Annotated in this window: 15 protein-coding genes; 7 read left to right on the forward strand and 8 right to left on the reverse strand. The window is 53.0% G+C overall.

Features of this window, described 5'->3' with window-relative positions; all coding sequences use genetic code 11:
- Positions 1-16 precede the first annotated feature (16 nt).
- The 3 genes from ACQY18_RS01735 to glyA form a co-directional block, all read right to left on the reverse strand.
- Positions 17-1,183 (reverse strand): hypothetical protein, encoded by a 1,167-nt coding sequence (locus tag ACQY18_RS01735; RefSeq protein WP_428038608.1) that lies wholly within the window; start codon positions 1,181-1,183, stop codon positions 17-19.
- Positions 1,180-2,361 carry a S1 family peptidase gene (locus ACQY18_RS01740; protein ID WP_428038609.1) on the reverse strand — a complete coding sequence of 394 codons (1,182 nt, stop codon included), beginning with the start codon at positions 2,359-2,361 and terminating at the stop codon, positions 1,180-1,182. The genes ACQY18_RS01735 and ACQY18_RS01740 overlap by 4 nt, the downstream gene beginning before the upstream one ends.
- 127 nt (positions 2,362-2,488) lie before the next feature.
- A complete protein-coding gene (gene glyA, locus ACQY18_RS01745) occupies positions 2,489-3,736 on the reverse strand; it encodes a serine hydroxymethyltransferase (RefSeq protein WP_428038610.1) in 1,248 nt (415 codons plus the stop codon).
- Positions 3,737-3,920: 184 nt separating this feature from the next.
- On the opposite strand from glyA, the gene ACQY18_RS01750 reads away from it, so the two are divergent.
- The 7 genes from ACQY18_RS01750 to ACQY18_RS01780 all read left to right on the forward strand — a co-directional run bounded on the left by ACQY18_RS01750 (position 3,921) and on the right by ACQY18_RS01780 (position 11,179).
- Positions 3,921-4,997, forward strand: coding sequence for a 1,9-bis(guanidino)-5-aza-nonane synthase (locus tag ACQY18_RS01750; protein WP_176776971.1), 1,077 nt, complete (start codon positions 3,921-3,923; stop codon positions 4,995-4,997).
- Between the two features lie 86 nt (positions 4,998-5,083).
- A complete protein-coding gene (locus ACQY18_RS01755) occupies positions 5,084-5,851 on the forward strand; it encodes a hypothetical protein (RefSeq protein ID WP_428038611.1) in 768 nt (255 codons plus the stop codon).
- Between the two features lie 8 nt (positions 5,852-5,859).
- Positions 5,860-6,300 carry a DoxX family membrane protein gene (locus ACQY18_RS01760; RefSeq protein WP_176776973.1) on the forward strand — a complete coding sequence of 147 codons (441 nt, stop codon included), beginning with the start codon at positions 5,860-5,862 and terminating at the stop codon, positions 6,298-6,300.
- 4 nt (positions 6,301-6,304) lie between these two features.
- Positions 6,305-8,194 (forward strand): DNA polymerase III subunit gamma/tau, encoded by a 1,890-nt coding sequence (gene dnaX / locus ACQY18_RS01765; protein WP_428038612.1) that lies wholly within the window; start codon positions 6,305-6,307, stop codon positions 8,192-8,194.
- Between the two features lies 1 nt (position 8,195).
- Complete coding sequence (gene recR, locus ACQY18_RS01770; RefSeq protein ID WP_428038613.1) at positions 8,196-8,789, forward strand: recombination mediator RecR; 594 nt, start codon at positions 8,196-8,198, stop codon at positions 8,787-8,789.
- Positions 8,789-10,663, forward strand: a complete 1,875-nt coding sequence (locus ACQY18_RS01775) for a ComEC/Rec2 family competence protein (RefSeq protein WP_428038614.1) — start codon at positions 8,789-8,791, stop codon at positions 10,661-10,663. Before recR ends, ACQY18_RS01775 begins: the two co-directional genes overlap by 1 nt.
- A 27-nt stretch (positions 10,664-10,690) precedes the next feature.
- The gene (locus ACQY18_RS01780) at positions 10,691-11,179 is read left to right on the forward strand and encodes a deaminase (RefSeq protein WP_176776977.1); all 489 of its coding nucleotides are present in this window, start codon (positions 10,691-10,693) and stop codon (positions 11,177-11,179) included.
- 52 nt (positions 11,180-11,231) lie between these two features.
- Here ACQY18_RS01780 and ACQY18_RS01785 read toward each other — a convergent pair whose 3' ends face one another.
- The 5 genes from ACQY18_RS01785 to ACQY18_RS01805 are packed head-to-tail and all read right to left on the reverse strand — an operon-like array spanning position 11,232 to position 16,919.
- Positions 11,232-12,647, reverse strand: coding sequence for a glycoside hydrolase family 3 N-terminal domain-containing protein (locus tag ACQY18_RS01785; RefSeq protein WP_428038615.1), 1,416 nt, complete (start codon positions 12,645-12,647; stop codon positions 11,232-11,234).
- Positions 12,638-13,681: an anhydro-N-acetylmuramic acid kinase gene (locus tag ACQY18_RS01790; RefSeq protein WP_428038616.1), complete on the reverse strand. Its 1,044-nt coding sequence runs from the start codon at positions 13,679-13,681 to the stop codon at positions 12,638-12,640. Before ACQY18_RS01790 ends, ACQY18_RS01785 begins: the two co-directional genes overlap by 10 nt.
- Positions 13,671-14,567: an N-acetylmuramic acid 6-phosphate etherase gene (murQ, locus tag ACQY18_RS01795; protein WP_428038617.1), complete on the reverse strand. Its 897-nt coding sequence runs from the start codon at positions 14,565-14,567 to the stop codon at positions 13,671-13,673. The genes ACQY18_RS01790 and murQ overlap by 11 nt, the downstream gene beginning before the upstream one ends.
- Before the next feature lies 1 nt (position 14,568).
- On the reverse strand, positions 14,569-15,894 hold the full coding sequence (locus ACQY18_RS01800) for an MFS transporter (protein ID WP_428038618.1): 1,326 nt from the start codon (positions 15,892-15,894) through the stop codon (positions 14,569-14,571).
- A 2-nt stretch (positions 15,895-15,896) separates the two neighbouring features.
- Complete coding sequence (locus ACQY18_RS01805; protein ID WP_428038619.1) at positions 15,897-16,919, reverse strand: AI-2E family transporter; 1,023 nt, start codon at positions 16,917-16,919, stop codon at positions 15,897-15,899.
- Positions 16,920-16,998: the final 79 nt, after the last annotated feature.

Consider the following 16,998-nt stretch of genomic DNA (forward strand, 5'->3'; position numbering starts at 1 on the left):
GTGATAACAGTTCCGGTTAAAAATACGGTTTGCCCGGTTTGCGTAAACGCACCCGTTTGGTTTTTAAGTTCAAAATAAACTGCTGTACTTCTTCTTGCCCGGCAACGGGAATTTCGTTATAAATGGAAACAACCACGCCGTCGGCATCCGGGGCTAGTCCGTTTTCCAGGTGGGCGGCATCCGTATACGGCCCGGCGGAAATGCCCAAGCGAAATTTTTTATTGGCAAAAGGGATGATGTCCAACAAATGCTGACCGGGCAATAAGGTAGTCACTTTTACCCCGTTAAACAAAAGCGGCGTGCCGGCCTTTATGCCACTGCGGTATTCGTTAATCAACATTTGCGCCCAGGCAATCGGGGTGGCGATGCTGATGTTTTGTTTTTCATAACCCAGGCGCGGCAAATCCTTTTGCCAGCGCGATAAAAAGCCTTCTCCGTTTAAGATACTGCCGCAATGTACGCCTACCACTTCGTTATGGTCGTTGAAAAGGGGGCTGCCGCAGTAGCCGGCGCGGGGTTTGTGGGCCAATTCGTACGAAGTGACAATCCTGCCCGGGTTGGAAGCCAAAATGGTGCGGTGGTCGGCCCGGTTATAAATAGAATGCCCATAGCCGACGGAAAATGTTTCTTTCCCGGCTTTTATGCTCCGCGGGGAAACCGATAACGGTTTTAATACCCGGGCGGCGTTCGGCGGTAAAAGAAATACGGCTACATCCGCGCCGTCGCGCGTGCCGCGGAACATTTTTAACGGCTTAAATTCATGCTTTTTCCCATTGATAGTAAATTGCAGGGTGACGTCGTCATACATCATGGAGGCGATATGGGCGGCGGAAACCCCCCATAAGTATTTTTGTCCGTTGAAATTTTCCTGGATGACAAAGACCGTGCCTTTCCAATCGGCCGCCGGGTGGCTCACTAACCCAACGGAGCGTTGGGCGTTGTTTTTTAAGGCATTTACGCGCGCTTGCGCGGTGCGGCGGGCCAATACGGAGCCGACCTCCGGCTTTTTAACGGCGCGTGCGGTCTTTTTGAGCGCCTTTTTAGCCGCCGCGGACACTGCTTGGCTTTTAACGGCCCGGGCGACGGCTTTGGCGGCGTTTTGTTGCGCGCATACCGGCAGGGCGGGGGCGGCTATAAGGCTCCCCCATACGGTTAATACGGTCAGCGTTTTTATCCATTTCATTGGAGTATTTCCCTTACTTCGTGCGTGCGCATTTCCAAAAAGTATTGGCGCTGTTGGGTGCGGTGTTTGTTGATGTTTACCACAATGCCGCTTGCGTTATGAGTGTCAATGACGGATTCCAACGCCGCCGGATTCATAAACGGATTGCGTACCACGGTGCGATGGTTTCCGTTGGTATAAAACACCGTCACGGATTCTATAAATTCGTCTACATTCAGTTTGCCAATCAAAATACCGTTGGCGGCAATGTTGCGCGCGCCGGCCCCGGCCCGGTGGTATTCCTGGAGCAACAGGTATATTTTACTGGTGGGTACAATTTCGCTCACGCGGCGGATGTTTTGGCGTTTATATTGGGGTAATTGTTTCAGCATGGGGTACCATTGGGTTTGTACGGCGCAATAGCCCCCGGCTTCCACCCCGACTAACTGTCCTTTGGCGTTGACTACCGGGCTACCGCAAAAACCCGGTTTGGGTTTACGGATGAGCGGGTATTTGGCCACCAGGCGTTCGTCGCCGGAAAATAAAAATTTGCGGACAATTTTTTGGTATTTGCCTGCTCCGTATCCGTAGGCAAACACGGTTTCCCCTTGCGCCGGTAAGGCATAAGTCAGCGGGAACGGCAACGCCACTTGGGCGGCTTGGGGCGGCAGTTCCAATAAGGCGGCATCTAAACCGAACTTGCGCCCTTCAATCATCCGTTTCACGCGGAATTTGACCGGTTTGTGCGGGGTGTGGAACGTAATTTCCAGCGGCCCGTGAAAAGGCGTAATGGTATGTTTGGCAGTCACGCCCCACAGGACGGTTTTGCCTTGGTATTCTTCCGCCACTACAAAGCCTGTTCCCGTAAAAGGATGGGTGCCGTCCGCTTGGGTAATGGTAAAAACAAAACGGTTGATGTTTTTTTCCAGCGCGGTAATGACGGGGCCGCCAAAACGGCGTGTTTGGGCGGTGGCACGGGCCAAAATTTGGTTGGCTTGTTCTTGTGCCCGGCGGGCGGAAATTTGCGGCGTTGCCCGGCGTATGGCCGCTTTGGCCGCCGTCTTTTGGGCCGCGGGCGTATCTTTGCGCCATGCCGCGCTTATTTTGCTAAACACCCGCTTAACGGCGGGGAGCCCCTGCGCATTTAAGGCCGGGGAAAAACAGAGGGTTAATCCTACCAATAAAACAAATTTTCTCATATTTATATTATCGTATTTTTGGCGGCGCGGGGCCAGGGTCATTGGGCCCAATATATCCTGGGTCTTTGGCCCTATACAGACAGAAATAAAAAACCCCGCCGCCGGGCGGGGTTTGCGGTGCGGGAAATCAGTTCAGCCCCGGGTAGAGCGGGAATTTATCCAAAAACGCTTTTACCTGTTGGGCAATTTCCGCCAGGCGCGTGTCGTCCTGCGCGTTGGAAATGGCCGTATCTATAAACGCGGCAATTTGGGCCATATCGGCTTCTTTCATCCCGCGGGTGGTGACAGCCGGCGTGCCCAAGCGTAAACCGCTGGTGACAAACGGCTTTTCCGGGTCAAAAGGAATGGTGTTTTTGTTGGCGGTAATGCCCGCTTTATCCAGGGCGGCTTCGGCCGCTTTGCCGGTAAGCCCTTTGGAGCGCAAATCCACACACATCACATGGCTGTCCGTACCGCCGGCCACCAGGCGGTAGCCGCGCTTTTTAAGTTCGTCCGCCAACGCGGCGGCGTTTAATTTTACCTGGTGTTGGTACGCCTTAAATTCCGGCTTGAGGGCTTCCCCAAAGCAAACGGCTTTAGCCGCAATAACGTGCATTAAAGGCCCGCCCTGCACACCGGGGAATACGGCAGAGTTAATGGCTTTGGCCAGGGCGGCTTTGCACAAAATAAGCCCGCCGCGCGGCCCGCGTAAGGTTTTGTGGGTGGTGGTGGTGACAACGTCCGCAAACGGAACCGGGTTCGGGTATTCTCCGGCGGCAATTAAACCCGCATAGTGGGCTACGTCGCACACCAAATATGCGCCGCAGGAATCGGCAATTTCGCGCAGGCGTTTCCAGTCAAACACGCGGGAATAGTTAGAGGCCCCGGCTAAAATCATTTTGGGTTTGTGTTCCAACGCCAGTTTGGCGGCTTCGTCGTAATCAATTTCTTCCGTATCCGGGCGTACGTTCATGGGCACAATGTGGTAGAGCTTGCCGGAAAAATTGAGCGGGTGGCCGTGGGTCAGGTGCCCGCCGTGGGAAAGGTTCAGCCCCAACACCGTATCGCCGGGTTGCAATAAGGCCATATAAACCGCCATATTGGCTTGCGCGCCCGAGTGGGGTTGTACGTTGGCGTGTTCGGCCCCAAAGATTTGTTTGGCGCGTTCAATGGCCAGGTTTTCCACAATGTCCACGTTTTCGCAACCGCCGTAATAGCGTTTGGCGGGGTAGCCTTCGGCATATTTGTTGGTTAAAACGGAGCCTTGCGCTTCCATCACGGCGCGGGAGGCGAAGTTTTCGGAAGCTATCAGCTCCAATTTTTCGCGTTGGCGGGTTAATTCTTTGGCAACGGCATCAAAAACAGCCGGGTCTGTTTGGTGTAAATGTTCGTACATAAAAACGCTCCTTGGCGGGTTTTTGCGGCGCTTGCGTAAACCTCCGGCACGCCCCGCACGCCCAACACTTATTTTTTATTGTGAAAAATACCTTGTAATTTAATATAATTTACTAAATAAAAAATAAAAAATAAAATCATCGTAAAAAGTTGATACAAAATCCCAGTACGAGGTGTAAAAAAAAATGGCAAAATTGACCAAGAAGGACTTTCTGAAAGCAACTATCAAACATATTGATATGAAAAAATACAATGTGGTTCCCATGGTAGATGCTTTTGAAAGTATGGCCTATGCTTCGCGCGAAGTGGCCAGAGCGAGCAAAATTTACAACATGATGCTCTCCGAAAAAAAATGCTCCGTTATTTTGTGCATTGCCGGGTCGTTAGTGTCTGCCGGTCTTAAAAAAGTAGTGGTGGACATGATTCAAAACAACATGGTGGACGCGATTGTGTCCAACGGCGCCAACATTGTGGACCAAGACTTTTTTGAAGCTTTGGGCTACAAACACTATATCGGCACCCCTTATAACCAAGACGATAACTTACTGCGCGACTTGCATATTGACCGCATCTACGATACTTATATTGACGAAGACGAATTGAAAGTTTGCGACGAAACTATCCACAAAATTTGCAACGCTTTGGAACCCCGCCCCTATTCTTCCCGCGAATTTATTTGGGAAATGGGTAAATGGCTGGAACAAAACGGCAAAGGCAAAGATTCTATTGTTTACAATGCGTATAAACACGGCGTGCCGGTGTTTGTGCCTGCGTTTTCCGATTGCTCCGCCGGTTTCGGCTTTGTAGCCCACCAGACGGAACACCCGGAAGCCCACCTGTCTATTGACAGCGCCAAAGACTTTTTGGAATTAACCAAAATCAAAATCAAAGCCAAAGAAACCGGGCTTATGATGTGGTCCGGCGGCGTACCGAAAAACTTTGCGCAAGACACCGTTGTAGCGGCCGAAGTGCTGGGCGCGGATACCCCGATGCACAAATACGCCGTGCAAATCACGGTGGCGGACGTGCGCGACGGCGCGCTTTCCGGCTCTACCTTAAAGGAAGCTTCCTCTTGGGGTAAAGTTTCCACCGCCTTGGAACAGATGGTTTACGGAGAATGCACCACGCTGATTCCGCTTATCATCGGCTACGGCTATCACAAAGGCGCGTGGAAGAAACGCACCGCCTCCAACTACATAAAATTCTTGCAGGATGAAGATAAAAAGGTGGCCGCGTTAAGAGCTAAAAAAGCCAAAAAATAATGCGGTTTATCAAAACCCTGTCAGCTGTTCTTGTGATACTGGTCTGCCCGTGTGCGTTTTGCTACGGGCAGCTCAGTTTTTCGGGGGTGAACGGGGAAAAAGGCTACGCCGCGCTGCGCGGCCAGTACAAGCTGGATTTGGATAACGGCCTTGTGCTGACCCCGGAGTACGGCTATTACCGCCGGTCCGATAAAGAAGAAGACGAAGCCGGCTCTACTTCCCGCTACGGCTTGCAGGCTTCGTATGATGTGACGGACGATTGGACGGCTTATGCTTTGGCCCGGTGGGTGCCGCTGGCGCTGGATTTCCAAAGTATAGAATACGCCGCGGGCGTACGGTGGGTTCCTTTTTATAAAAAGGGAATGTTCAAAGCCCCGCTGCTGGGCTTGCAGGCGGGCCAAATCCGGTATGATGTATACAGCGACGCACTGGATAACCCGCTGGAACACGCTTATTCCCCAACGGAAACTTTTGCCCGCGCCGAGGCGGAAACATACGCCCGTAAACTGCGCTTGCGGGGTATCTACCGGAAAGTGATAAAATATAGTAGTCAGCCCCCCAGCGGTGTCAGCACCAACTGGGCAGATGTGCCGTTTATGGTAGCAGTGGTGCAGGGGTTTATTAAAGAAAGCTCCGCCCTGCAACTGGCGTATCCCACCCGCAACATTACGCCGTACGCCTCTTGGGTGCGGTATAAATATGCGGACCACCGGGCTTTTGCCACCGCCGTCAGCGCGGGGATTGCTTTACACTTTTGGGATATGGACTTCAGCGGCGGTGTGGAAGTGTTTGAGCCTAAGCGGCAAGCCAACCGCAAAACGTATTTTTCCATGACGGTAGAATCTAAATTTTAGGAGGCCCCATGCCGGATACAGAATTGCATTGTAAAATAGACGAAGGCCAATTTTCTTTAGCCATGTTTTTAAGCCGGTTATTAACCGGGCTTACCCTGCTGTATGTGACGGCCGGATGCCTGCTTTTTTACCGGGAATTTTTATACAATTTAACCGCCTTGCGGGTGCCTTTTTCCGTTCCGGCGGGGTTTGTGTTGGTGGTGGCGGAGCTGTTTTGCGCGCTGTTTTTAATTTTAGGTTGGTATACCCGGGTGGCGGCGGCGGTGGGGTTTTTGTGCAGCTGTGCATGCGCCTGGGCGTTTTTTGCCGGAGATTTGAACAAAATGTTTGCGGCGTTTTGTGTGTTGTTAGCCACGCCGCTGTTGACGGTGGCCTTGTTGGGGCCCGGGCGCATTAGCTTGGATTTTAAGCACGCCCAACGCCGCTATACAAAACGCATGAGAGGATAATTTTATGGAAATGTTTGACGAAAATAATAAATATGTAAGTTTAGCCAATAAATACCGCCCGCAGACGTTTGAAGATATGGTCGGGCAGGAAAACATTTCCAAAACGCTCAAAAACGCGCTGAAATTGGGGCGTATCGCCCATGCGTATTTGTTTTACGGCCCGCGCGGTTGCGGCAAAACCACCACGGCGCGCATTTTAGCCAAAGCGCTCAACTGCACCGGCAACGGGCACACCAAACCCACGGATGAGCCCTGCGGCAAATGCCCCCAATGTTTGGAAATTGCCCAAAGCAGTGATTTGGACGTACTGGAGTTGGACGCCGCCAGTAATACGCAGGTGGAAAAAGTGCGCGAAGCCATTATTGATACGGTGGCGCTGGCTTCTTCTCGGGACCGTTTTAAGGTGTTTATTTTGGACGAAGTCCACATGCTTTCCACCAGTTCTTTCAATGCGCTCTTAAAAACCATTGAAGAACCGCCCGCCCATGTGGTATTTATTTTAGCCACTACGGAAAAGCACAAAGTGCCCGCCACCATTGTCAGCCGGTGCCAGACGTTCCGTTTCCGCCCGATTACCGTGGACGAAATTTCCAACCATTTGTTGGATTTAGCCGGGGCCGAAAATATAGATTTAACCCCCGCGGCCGCGCGGATTATTGCCAAAAACGCGGGCGGTGCCATGCGTGACGCGCTCACCCTGTTGGACCGCGCGATTGCTTATTCCGGCGAGCGGATTGACGAAAAATTAGTGGGCGAAATGCTGGGCCTCACGCCGGATGAATTAATTGCCCAAGCCGTAAACGCGCTAACGCAAAAAGATTCCGCCGCCTTGCACCAGGTGTTTGAAACCTTAAAAAACGAGGGCTTTGATGCCAACGCTTTCTTAAAAGATTTGAAAAACACGCTGGGCGATTTGTTTTATTTTTCATTGGGCCAGGGGGAAGAACCGTTTGACGGCGCCAAAGCCATTACCGCGCAAGTTTCGTCCGGCTTTTTGGCGGCGCTGTCGCGCAAAGTAAATAAACTGATAGAAGAAGTAAAATTTTCCGATAATACCCTGGTCAGTGCGGAAGTGGGCCTGTTTACCGTCATGGACAGCTGTTTGGATATAGACGGCTTTATCCGCCGCCTGGAAGCGTTGGAGCGCGGGGAAGTTTCTTCTTCCCGCCCGTCCGGCCCGGCCCCTGCGCCCCGCCCGGCGGTGCAACCGGCCCCGGTTTCCAAACCGCGCCCGCACACGGCGGCACACGCGGAAAATCCGGCACCTGCGCCGGAGCCGGCGCAAACCCACGCCGCAACGGATGATGCCGTAGCCGCCCTGCTGGATAGTGACCCGGTCGCCAGTGAGGAGCCGTTAAGCACCCCGGCGGTGCAACCGGCCCCGGCTATGCGCCCGGAACCGAAAGCCGCCTCCGGCGCGCCGTTGACGGACAGACAACTTTGGGATAAACTGCTGGTGCATTTTTCCAAAAGTTTATTTGTGTATGATGTGATGCTCAACAGCCGGGTAGCGTTTAACGGGGATGAATGGACTTTGTCTTTTGCCCCCGGGAAAGAATTTTACCGCGTGCCCGCCCAAACCAAACTGCCGGAAATGGAAGCCGCGGCGTTCCAAATCAGCGGGCGCAAAATTAAATTTTTATTAGCCGCCACGCCTTCTTCGGCCCCTGCGCCTGCGGCCCCGCGTGCGGCGGCTCCGGCCCGTAGCGCGGCTCCGGCCCCTAAAAAAGCAGAGCCGCTCAGCCGGGAAGAGCCTTTTGTAAAGGCGGATTTTTCGGCTGATGTAAACCCGCAAGCGCAGGAAACAAAAGCCCCGCAGGTGGTTCCGGCCGAGGATGCGCCGGAAGAATTAAAAGATTTGTTTAGTGTCATCCCCGGGGAGTTAATGGCGTAATATGAAAAGTTTGGACCGTTTAATCCGCGCGTTTAGGCGCTTGCCGGGGGTGGGCCCGCGGCAGGCGGAACGCTTTAGCGCGTATTTTTTGCGGGCCTCGCAAGGGGAAACCGAAGAATTTATTGCCGCACTGCTGGCCTTAAAAGAAGAAGTAAAACTTTGCCCCGTCTGTTTTGCGTATTGCGAGGGGGAAAAATGCGAAATCTGCTCCGATATGGACCGCCAGCAAGATACTATTTGCGTGGTGGAAGACCCGCAAGATATTGAGTCCATAGAAAAAACAGGCGCGTATAAAGGCTTGTACCATGTGTTGCATGGGGCTATTTCCCCCATGGAAGGGCGCGGCGCGGAGCAAGTAAAAGTAAAAGAATTGTTAGAGCGCGTACAAAATGCCAAAACCCCCATCCGCGAAGTAATTATTGCCACCGACCCGGACAGCGAGGGCGAAACCACCGCCCTGTATCTGGCCGATTTATTGCGCGGCATGGTGGATAAGGTATCGCGTATCGGCTATGGGGTTCCCTTGGGAGGCGATATTGATTATATTGACGAAATGACCCTGGGCTACTCCTTAAAAGGCCGCACCAAACTGTAATGCACCCGTCTGTTTACAAACGCCCGCTGTTGTGGCTGTTGGCGTTTGTGCTGTTGGGGGTGAGTTGTTTTTACAAACCGCACCCTGCCGCGCAGGATGTTTCCCGCTTTATAACCAAAGAACCCGTCACGCTGGTTGGCCGCGTGGACGGGTTTTCTGCCTATAAAAAAGATTCCCATAATGTAATAGTAAAAGTGCAAAGCGTAAACGGTGTTCCGGCCACCGGGCGGGTGTATGCGCGTATTAAAGAAACCCCGGCCCAATGGCAGGACGTCATCCGCCTGGAAGGCAAATTACAAAAGCCGTACAATGTGGAGCTTTTAGGCAATTTTGCCTGGGGCGATTATCTGGCGGTAAAAGGCGTATTTGCGGAAATCCGCGCGGAAAATTTTGCGTTGGAGCGCCCGGCCATGGGGTTGTTCCGGGCGGTGCGGGCGGTAAGGCAGGATATTTTGCAAACTTTTTCGGCGGCGTTCGGCCCGGAGTTAGCCGGAATTGCGGGCGGCGTGGTGTTGGGCGAGCGGGGCGAAACAGCCCCGGCACTTTATACCGCGTTTCAGGATAGCGGCGCCATTCACTTGTTGGTAGCCTCCGGCGGGAATGTGGGGTTTGTCACGCTGATGGTGCTGGGGGTGCTTGCTTGGGTGGGGGTAGGCCGGCGGCGCAGTACGCTGGTGGCGCTCTTGGCGGCGGGCGTGTATACTTTGGTGGCCGGGGCGGATGCGCCGCTTGTGCGCGCTTATTTTATGGCGGTCTGTGCGTGTGTGGGGTTTTTAATCAACCGCAACAGCGGGGTATTCCAGGGGTTATTGCTTTCTTGTTTGATGTTGGTGGCGGGCAGTCCGTCTGTGGTGTTTGAAACAGGCTTTCAAATGTCTTTTCTGGCCACGGCGGCTATTATTATTTGTTTATCTAATTGGACTCCGCCTGCTAAATGGCCGCGCGCGGTGCGGTTTTTTGTGCAGATTTTTTTAGCCACGCTTTCCACCCAGCTGGCACTACTGCCGGTGTTTACCAATGTGTTTTATAAAGTGTCCATTACCGGGCTCCTCTCCAATATGCTGTTGGTGCCGTTGGCCTCCGGCATAATGGGGTTAGGGTTTGCTTTTTACGCGCTTTCCTGTTTGCATGTGGGGTTTGTTTTACAATGGGCGTTGTGGGCGGCCTTGTGGCTGTTCAAAATACTCGTGGTATTTTTTGCTTCTTTTTCGTTTTCGTCTTTGCCGGCCGCGGCTTGGCCCGGGTGGGCGGTGGCGGCGTATTATATTGGTTTATTTTGGGTGTTTAATGCCCCGCGGTGGAGTTTTGCCAAAAAGTTGGCACCCTATGGGGCCGCCTTGCTCCTGCTCCTGTGGGCGGGGCAACTTTGTTTGGCACCGGAGCTAAAAATTTGGCTCTTGCGGGAGTGGAACTCCCCGGTTATTTTAGTGCGCACGAAAGCCGGGCAGACATTGTTATTCGGCGCCGCCATAGACGGCGAAAAACTGGCCCGCGCCGTATTAAAAAGCGGTGTGCGCCGGATAGACGGCGTGTTTTTAAGCACCGCTTCCGCGCGGGAACAAAAAGGGCTGGAAGAACTGCAAGCGCTGTTGCCCGTCGGGCAAGTGTTCCGGCCGTTTGCCGGGCACAACTGGCCCGGGGAAACGGCGGTCTTCGGCCCAACGCGGGTGACGGCACAATGGGGCCTGCACGCACGCAAAGACGGCGGCACCTGGCGCACGCGGGGTTATGCGGGCACGGGGAAAGAGTCGCTTTCCTATCAAATAGAATATGCCGGGGCAAAAGTGCAAACCGGCTCGGGCAATTATTGGGTGCAAACGCCGTCCGGCGCACTGCGCAGTGAACAAAATAAAACCGTTTTTGCGCGGATTTAAGCTATAATAAAGACAGAGGACTTTTTTATGAACGAACACGAACTACAAGAACATCAGCGCTTTTTGAAACGTGCCATAGAATTAGCCGCCGAAAATATGCAAACCGGAAAAGGCGGCCCGTTTGGTGCCGTGATTGTAAAAGACGGCAAAATTTTGGCGGAAGGGTTTAACCAAGTGACCTCTGCCAACGACCCTACCCGCCATGCGGAAGTGGATGCTATCCGCAAAGCGTGCCAAAAATTAAACGCGTTTGAATTAAAAGATTGCGTGATTTATTCTTCTTGCGAACCGTGCCCGATGTGTTTGGGTGCTATTTATTGGGCGCGCCCCAAAGCGTTGTACTTTGCGGCGGACCGTTTTTGCGCGGCCAAACACGGCTTTGACGATAAATTTATTTATGACGAAATCACCCAGCCGGCCGACAAACGCTCTATTCCCACCGTGCGTATTGTGCTAGACGGCGCGGAAGAACCGTTTGAAATTTGGAGCAGCCGCACGGATAAAATAGAATACTAAAAATTTTATTTTATATGGTAAAAGACCCGCTTTTCCGGCGGGTCTTTGCGTTTTATAAACAAACCGGCATTTTGCCTTGTGCCGCATGGTGCCCTAGTAAGAGGGCGGCGGCCTCTTGCTGGAACTCGGGGAGCGGGCAAAACGCCTGCAAAACGGCACTTACGGCCCCTTTTAGGGGAAGGGCCGCAAAAGGGCTCCCCAAACAAACAAGCGCGCTTTGGCGGGCCTGTCTGGCGGCTTGTAAGGCGCGGCTTTCGTCTTGCGGCGATAGGCGGATACGCCCTTTGAAAGATTTGTAATTCGCCAGGGAAATTATCAGCACTTTATCGGCGGGGCCGTCTGTTAGTTGTATGCCGGATTGGGTTAACTTTTCCCGCAAAACGGCCCACCCGGTTTGCTCGTCATCCCCCAGGACTACCGCGCGCACCCGCTCCCCTGCCCGCAACCTAAAAGCGCCGTCCCATACGCAGGCGGCGCGTGCCGTTCGCCGGTTGAAGTCTTCCAATTCCGCGTGCGTGGGGGAAACAACGGGCGTTGCTCGGTTGCTCCGGGCACAGAGTGCGTCCAGTTGGGCGTGGGCCGCGCGGAGCAAAGCGGGCGCGAGGGAATTTTTTATATGCAAAAAACGGCTGACTTTGTGCGGGTCGTTCATGGCCAGCAGAATGTGCGCCCCGGCGTTTAAGGCTTCGCGGGCGGCATGGCATTCGTCCCCAATGGCGTGCATGAGCAGTGCGTCCGTCAGCACGCACCCCTTCCAACCCAGTTTTTCTTTTAATAACCCGGTAGTAATGGCGGCGGATAAAGAGGCCGGCTCCCGCGCGTCTAACGCGGGCACTTTCAAATGCCCGGTCATTACGCCGTCTGCTAGCGGCAGTAAAGCGGCAAACGGTTTTAATTCCGCTTGGAATAGTTCTTCCGGCGTGCGGCTTAAAACAGGCAAAGCCAAATGGGAATCCACCCGGGTTTGCCCATGCCCCGGAAAATGCTTCAGGCAGTTGAGCGCGCCGCCTTGCGTAAGCCCTTTCATCAGCGCCCCCGCCAAACGGATAACCGCTTGCGGGTGGGCGGAAAAGGCGCGCGTGTTTACAATGGGGTTGTCCGGCGTATCAGCCAAATCCGCCACCGGGGCAAACACCCAATCCACCCCCAACGCGCGGGCGGCGCGTGCTGTTAAAAAACCTTTTTCAAAGGACAGCTCCGTACTGTCTGCCGCGCCCAGGGCCATATTGGGGGCCAGGCGGACGGAGTCTTTCACCCACCGCCCCAGGCCGTCTTCGTAATCGGCGCAGATTAAAATTTTTTCCCAGGGGGAAGCCTTACGCACGCGGGCGCAAAATTCTTTTATTTGCGCACCGGTTCCGCCGTATAAACAAAAGCCGCCCACCCCCGCGCGGGCTAATTCTTCGCCTTGTTGCCAGGTGTTTTTATCAAACCAAAATCCGGGGAAAATCAAACGGTTTATTTGCATAATGTAATTTTACCCAGTACGGCATTTTTCCGGGCCCCGGTGGCGCGGGCACAATGGTTGATTTTCCCATGCAGGGCATAGTGGGCCATAACCGCAAACGCGGCGCTTTCTTTGGCAAGCGGGTGGAGGCCCATTTCTTGCGTGGTGTGTATTTGTGCGTGCGGGTTTAAGGTTTGCAAGTTATCCAGTAGCGTTTGGTTGAACGCCCCGCCGCCCGATACCCAAATTTGGGTGCGGCACGCGGGCGGTAAAAAGTCTAGCGCGCGCGTAATGGCGGCCGAAAGCGTGAAATATTTTTGCAGGAAAGCGTATCCAAAGGTGTTTTTGTCTAAACTTTTAGGCGGCTTTTGCGCAAAATACGGCAGGTTTAATAATTGCCGCACAAGCGCTTTATCCGCCCGGCCTTTGCGGGCCAGCGCGCCGTTTTTATCAAACGGACGGTGCAAAACCTGCTGGCAGGTTATATCCATAAGCGTATTGCCGGGGCCGGAGTCAAAACCGGTGGGAAAAATGCCGCGCCCCACGGCCGTCACGTTGGAAATCCCGCCCACGTTTACCAAGGTGCGCGGGGCCTTTTTGCCCCATAAAAAAGTATCAAAAAACGGAATGAGCGGCGCGCCTTCTCCGCCCAGGGCCATATCTTTGGGGCGGAAATCACTTACTACGGGTATGCCTGTTTCGCACGCTAAAAAGGACGGCTCGCCGATTTGCAACGTGTTGGGTGTTTTGTCTTTGGGGCCGTGATAAACGGTTTGCCCGTGGGAGCCGATAACGCTGATTTGTCCGGCGGACAAGCGGTATTTTTTTAAGAAAAGTTTTACTTTTTGCGCATATAATTTGCCCAGGGCAAAATGGAGTTGGCTTAACGGCGCGGCGGGTAATTGGTAGGCGTTTAACAGTTGTTGTTGCAGGGCGGGCGGATACGCATAGTTTTGGAAAGCCACCACTTCAAACGGGCGCACGCGCACGGCGCAAACGGTTAAGCCGTCTGCACTGGTGCCGCTCATAAGCCCCAGGGCCAGTTTAGTTTTCATCCAACGCCTCTGCCAAAAAGCCGTTTGCTTTTTTTAACAGCCGCGCCGCATGCGGGCGGTCCAGTTGTTTTTTAAGCATAACAATCGCCACTTTGACCTGATTGCCGCTTTGGGCCAAATACTGCCCGGCGGTTTGCGGGTCTACCCCGGCAATTTGGGCAATCAGCCGCGTGGCGCGCGCCACCAGTTTTTTATTGGTGGGTTTTACATCTACCATTAAATTGCCGTACATTTTGCCGCACAGGGCCATGGCCCCGGTGGAAATAATGTTGAGCGCCATTTTGGTTGCCGTGCCCGCTTTCATACGGGTGGAACCGCAAAGCGCTTCCGGCCCGGTAGGCAAAAAAAGGGCAATATCCGCATGGGAAAAATCCGCCTGTTCATTACAGGTAATCAGCGCGGTGCGGGCGCCTAATTGCCGGGCGGCCTCTAATCCGCCCAGTACATAAGGCGTAATGCCGCTGGCCGTTAGTCCAATTACAAAATCGTGCGCGCGGGCCTGTTGGCGGATGTCCTGCGCCCCCAACGCGGCGTTGTCTTCCGCCCCTTCTTTGGCGCGGAACATTGCATTTTTACCGCCTGCAATCAGGCCGATAATTTGCGTGGGTTTGACCCCAAACGTGGGCACACATTCCGCCGCTTCCAACACGCCCAAACGGCCGCTGGTGCCTGCCCCCATAAAAATTATTTTATGCCCGCCCATAAAGGCTTGTGCCGCAGTGCGGATAGCCTGCGCAAGCGGTTTAGACGCCTTTTTTACGGCGCGGGCGGCGTTGAAATCTTCCGCATTTATTTTGCGGGCAATTTGTAGCGCAGATAAACGGTCTAATCCGCGGGTGTGCGGGTTGGGTTGCTCGGTGGCGATAGCGTAGCGGTCTTTGGGCATATCAGTTTCCGTCCTCCAGGCGCATGGTGTGGGCGCGGAAGGCTTTTTCGGTTTCTTCCAGCGTTTGTATTTTTCCCGTCAGCGGGATAACGGCCAGGGTCACTAAACTAATGATACTGGCTACCATAAAAAAGGTTTCATACCCAAGCCGCATTTGCAAATGCCCGGAAAGCATAGACGGCACCATCATCCCCAGCGCCATAATGCCGGTGGATATGGCATAGTGCGACGTTTTGTACTTCCCTTGCGAAACATACATAATAAACACGCTAAAAGCCATCATGGCCAGGCCGTTGCCAAAATGTTCCAGCGTAATTAACGCAGCCACTACGCTCAGGCCGGGTTTGGCCCAAGCCATATACGCATAAAAGAAGTTCGGCAAAATCAGAATGACCGCAAACGGCCAGATACATTTTTTGAACCCGTAGCGGCCGAGCAACCACCCGCCCAGTAAATTCCCCGCCACCACGGCCCCCAAACCCAGCGTGCCTTTAATCAGGCCGTAGCTTTGCATACTCATCCCCAAAGCGCCCTCTGCCGCCGGTTTTAATAAGAATAACGGCACCATTTTTTCTAAAAGTGCATCACCCAGGCGGTAGAGCAAAATAAACAGCAAAATATACAACATATTTTTTTGCGTAAAGTAGGAGCCAAACGCCTGCCCCCAAGCCGGGCCGCCGGCCGCGTGGGCGGGTTTATCTCCGGCCGGGCGCGGCAAAAAGCGGTAGTGGTACGCGGTGGCGGCGGCAAACACAAGGCCCAAAAAAGCAAACAGGGCCCCCCAGTTTAAGGCGCCGGAAAGGCTCGGGCGGAGGAGCCCCACGGCGGATACCAGTGCCCCACTGCCCAAAATCATAGCTAAACGGTAAAAAATGGTGCGTATGCCCACAAATTTAGATTGTTCCACCGGGGTTAAAGCAAGCAGGTAATAGCCGTCGGTGGCAATATCCAACGTGGCCGAAATAAACGCCCCCGCCAAAAAACCGAAAAGCGAAAGCGTGAAAAAAGTGAGATTATTTTGTTGGGCCGCAAAACTAAACGCGTTTACGGCGCACAAAAGCGCCAAGGCCAAAAATAAAACCGCCATGGCCAGTTGGGCGCCCAGGAGCCAACGGCGTTTGGTGCCGTGCGCATCCACCAGCGGGCTCCAAAACATTTTCAAAATCCACGGCAGGTACAGCCACCCCGTCCAAAAAGCAATTTGGGTGTTTTCAAAACCCAGGTCCGCATACAACACGGTGGATACCGCATTAATGATAATATACGGCAGGCCCTCGGCTAAATACAAGGTGGGTATAAACGCCCACGGGGTGATGGATTTTTTCATAATTATTTTAAGCTCAACCGCCCGGCCAACAGGTTGGCGAGCGGTTTGGTGGTTTCGTACCGTTCAAACACCATTTTGGCAATAGCTGTTAAGGGCACCGCTAACAGCGCCCCCATAATGCCCCAAACCAGGGCCCAGTAGATTAAGCAGGCAATCACCACAACGGGGTCTAAATCCATCCCTTTGCCCAACCATTTGGTTTCCAAAATATTGCCGATTACAAAGTGAATGGTCGTCAGCAGACAAAGTGCCAGCGCAATGTGCCAATCCAGCCCGTATTGCAAAAAGAGAACCGGCATAGGCAACATGGTGGAAATAAACGGCCCTAAATTGGGAATAAAGTTTAAGATGAAAGTTAAAATAGCCAACATCCCGGCCAGTTCGCTCCTTACGCCAAGCAGCACCAGCCAAGTAAAAAACGCCGCCAGCATAGACACAAATAACTTAATGATTAAGTAAAAAGAAATTTGTTTTTGGATAGTGCCCACCAACGTCGGTTTGTCTACTGCGGAGGAGGCTTTGCCCATAAAAATAAAAATAACAAATAAAGAAATAAGCGTTAAGTTGGTTAAAAAAGACACCACCCCGCCGCCTACGCTTTTTACCATATTAAAAACCGGTATTTTGTTAAGGGTATCCACAATAAACTGGGCGTTTAATTTAATGCTGTACTTTTGGGCGGTTTGCAAGGCCCATTCCAGCGTATCGTTTAATTTTTCCGTATAAATATCGGCCCCGTTTACAAAAGTTTCTATGGAGCTGGAAACAAAAAATACGGCCAAGGTGGCCAGGCCCAAAAACACGAGGGCGCACGTCACTAACCCCAAAATATAGGGCACTTGCCATTTTTGTTTCATAAACCCGGCGGAGGTGTTGGCCACCATATAAATAAATACCGCCAGTACAAAGGGCATCAGCACGGTTTTGGTATAGACCAAAAACGCGGTAAGAGAAGTAGCCGCCAAAATGAGCATACACACGGTATTAATGGGGGCGTATTTTTCCAGAGAGTTTTTTGTTAGCATAAAACAGTTTTATCCTTAAAATGGGTTTAGTATATGGTAGAAAAAGCACGGCAAAAACGCAAGATACGCGTACGGAAAA

Source organism: Candidatus Avelusimicrobium faecicola, assembly GCA_900540405.1.
GTDB lineage: Bacteria > Elusimicrobiota > Elusimicrobia > Elusimicrobiales > Elusimicrobiaceae > Avelusimicrobium > Avelusimicrobium faecicola.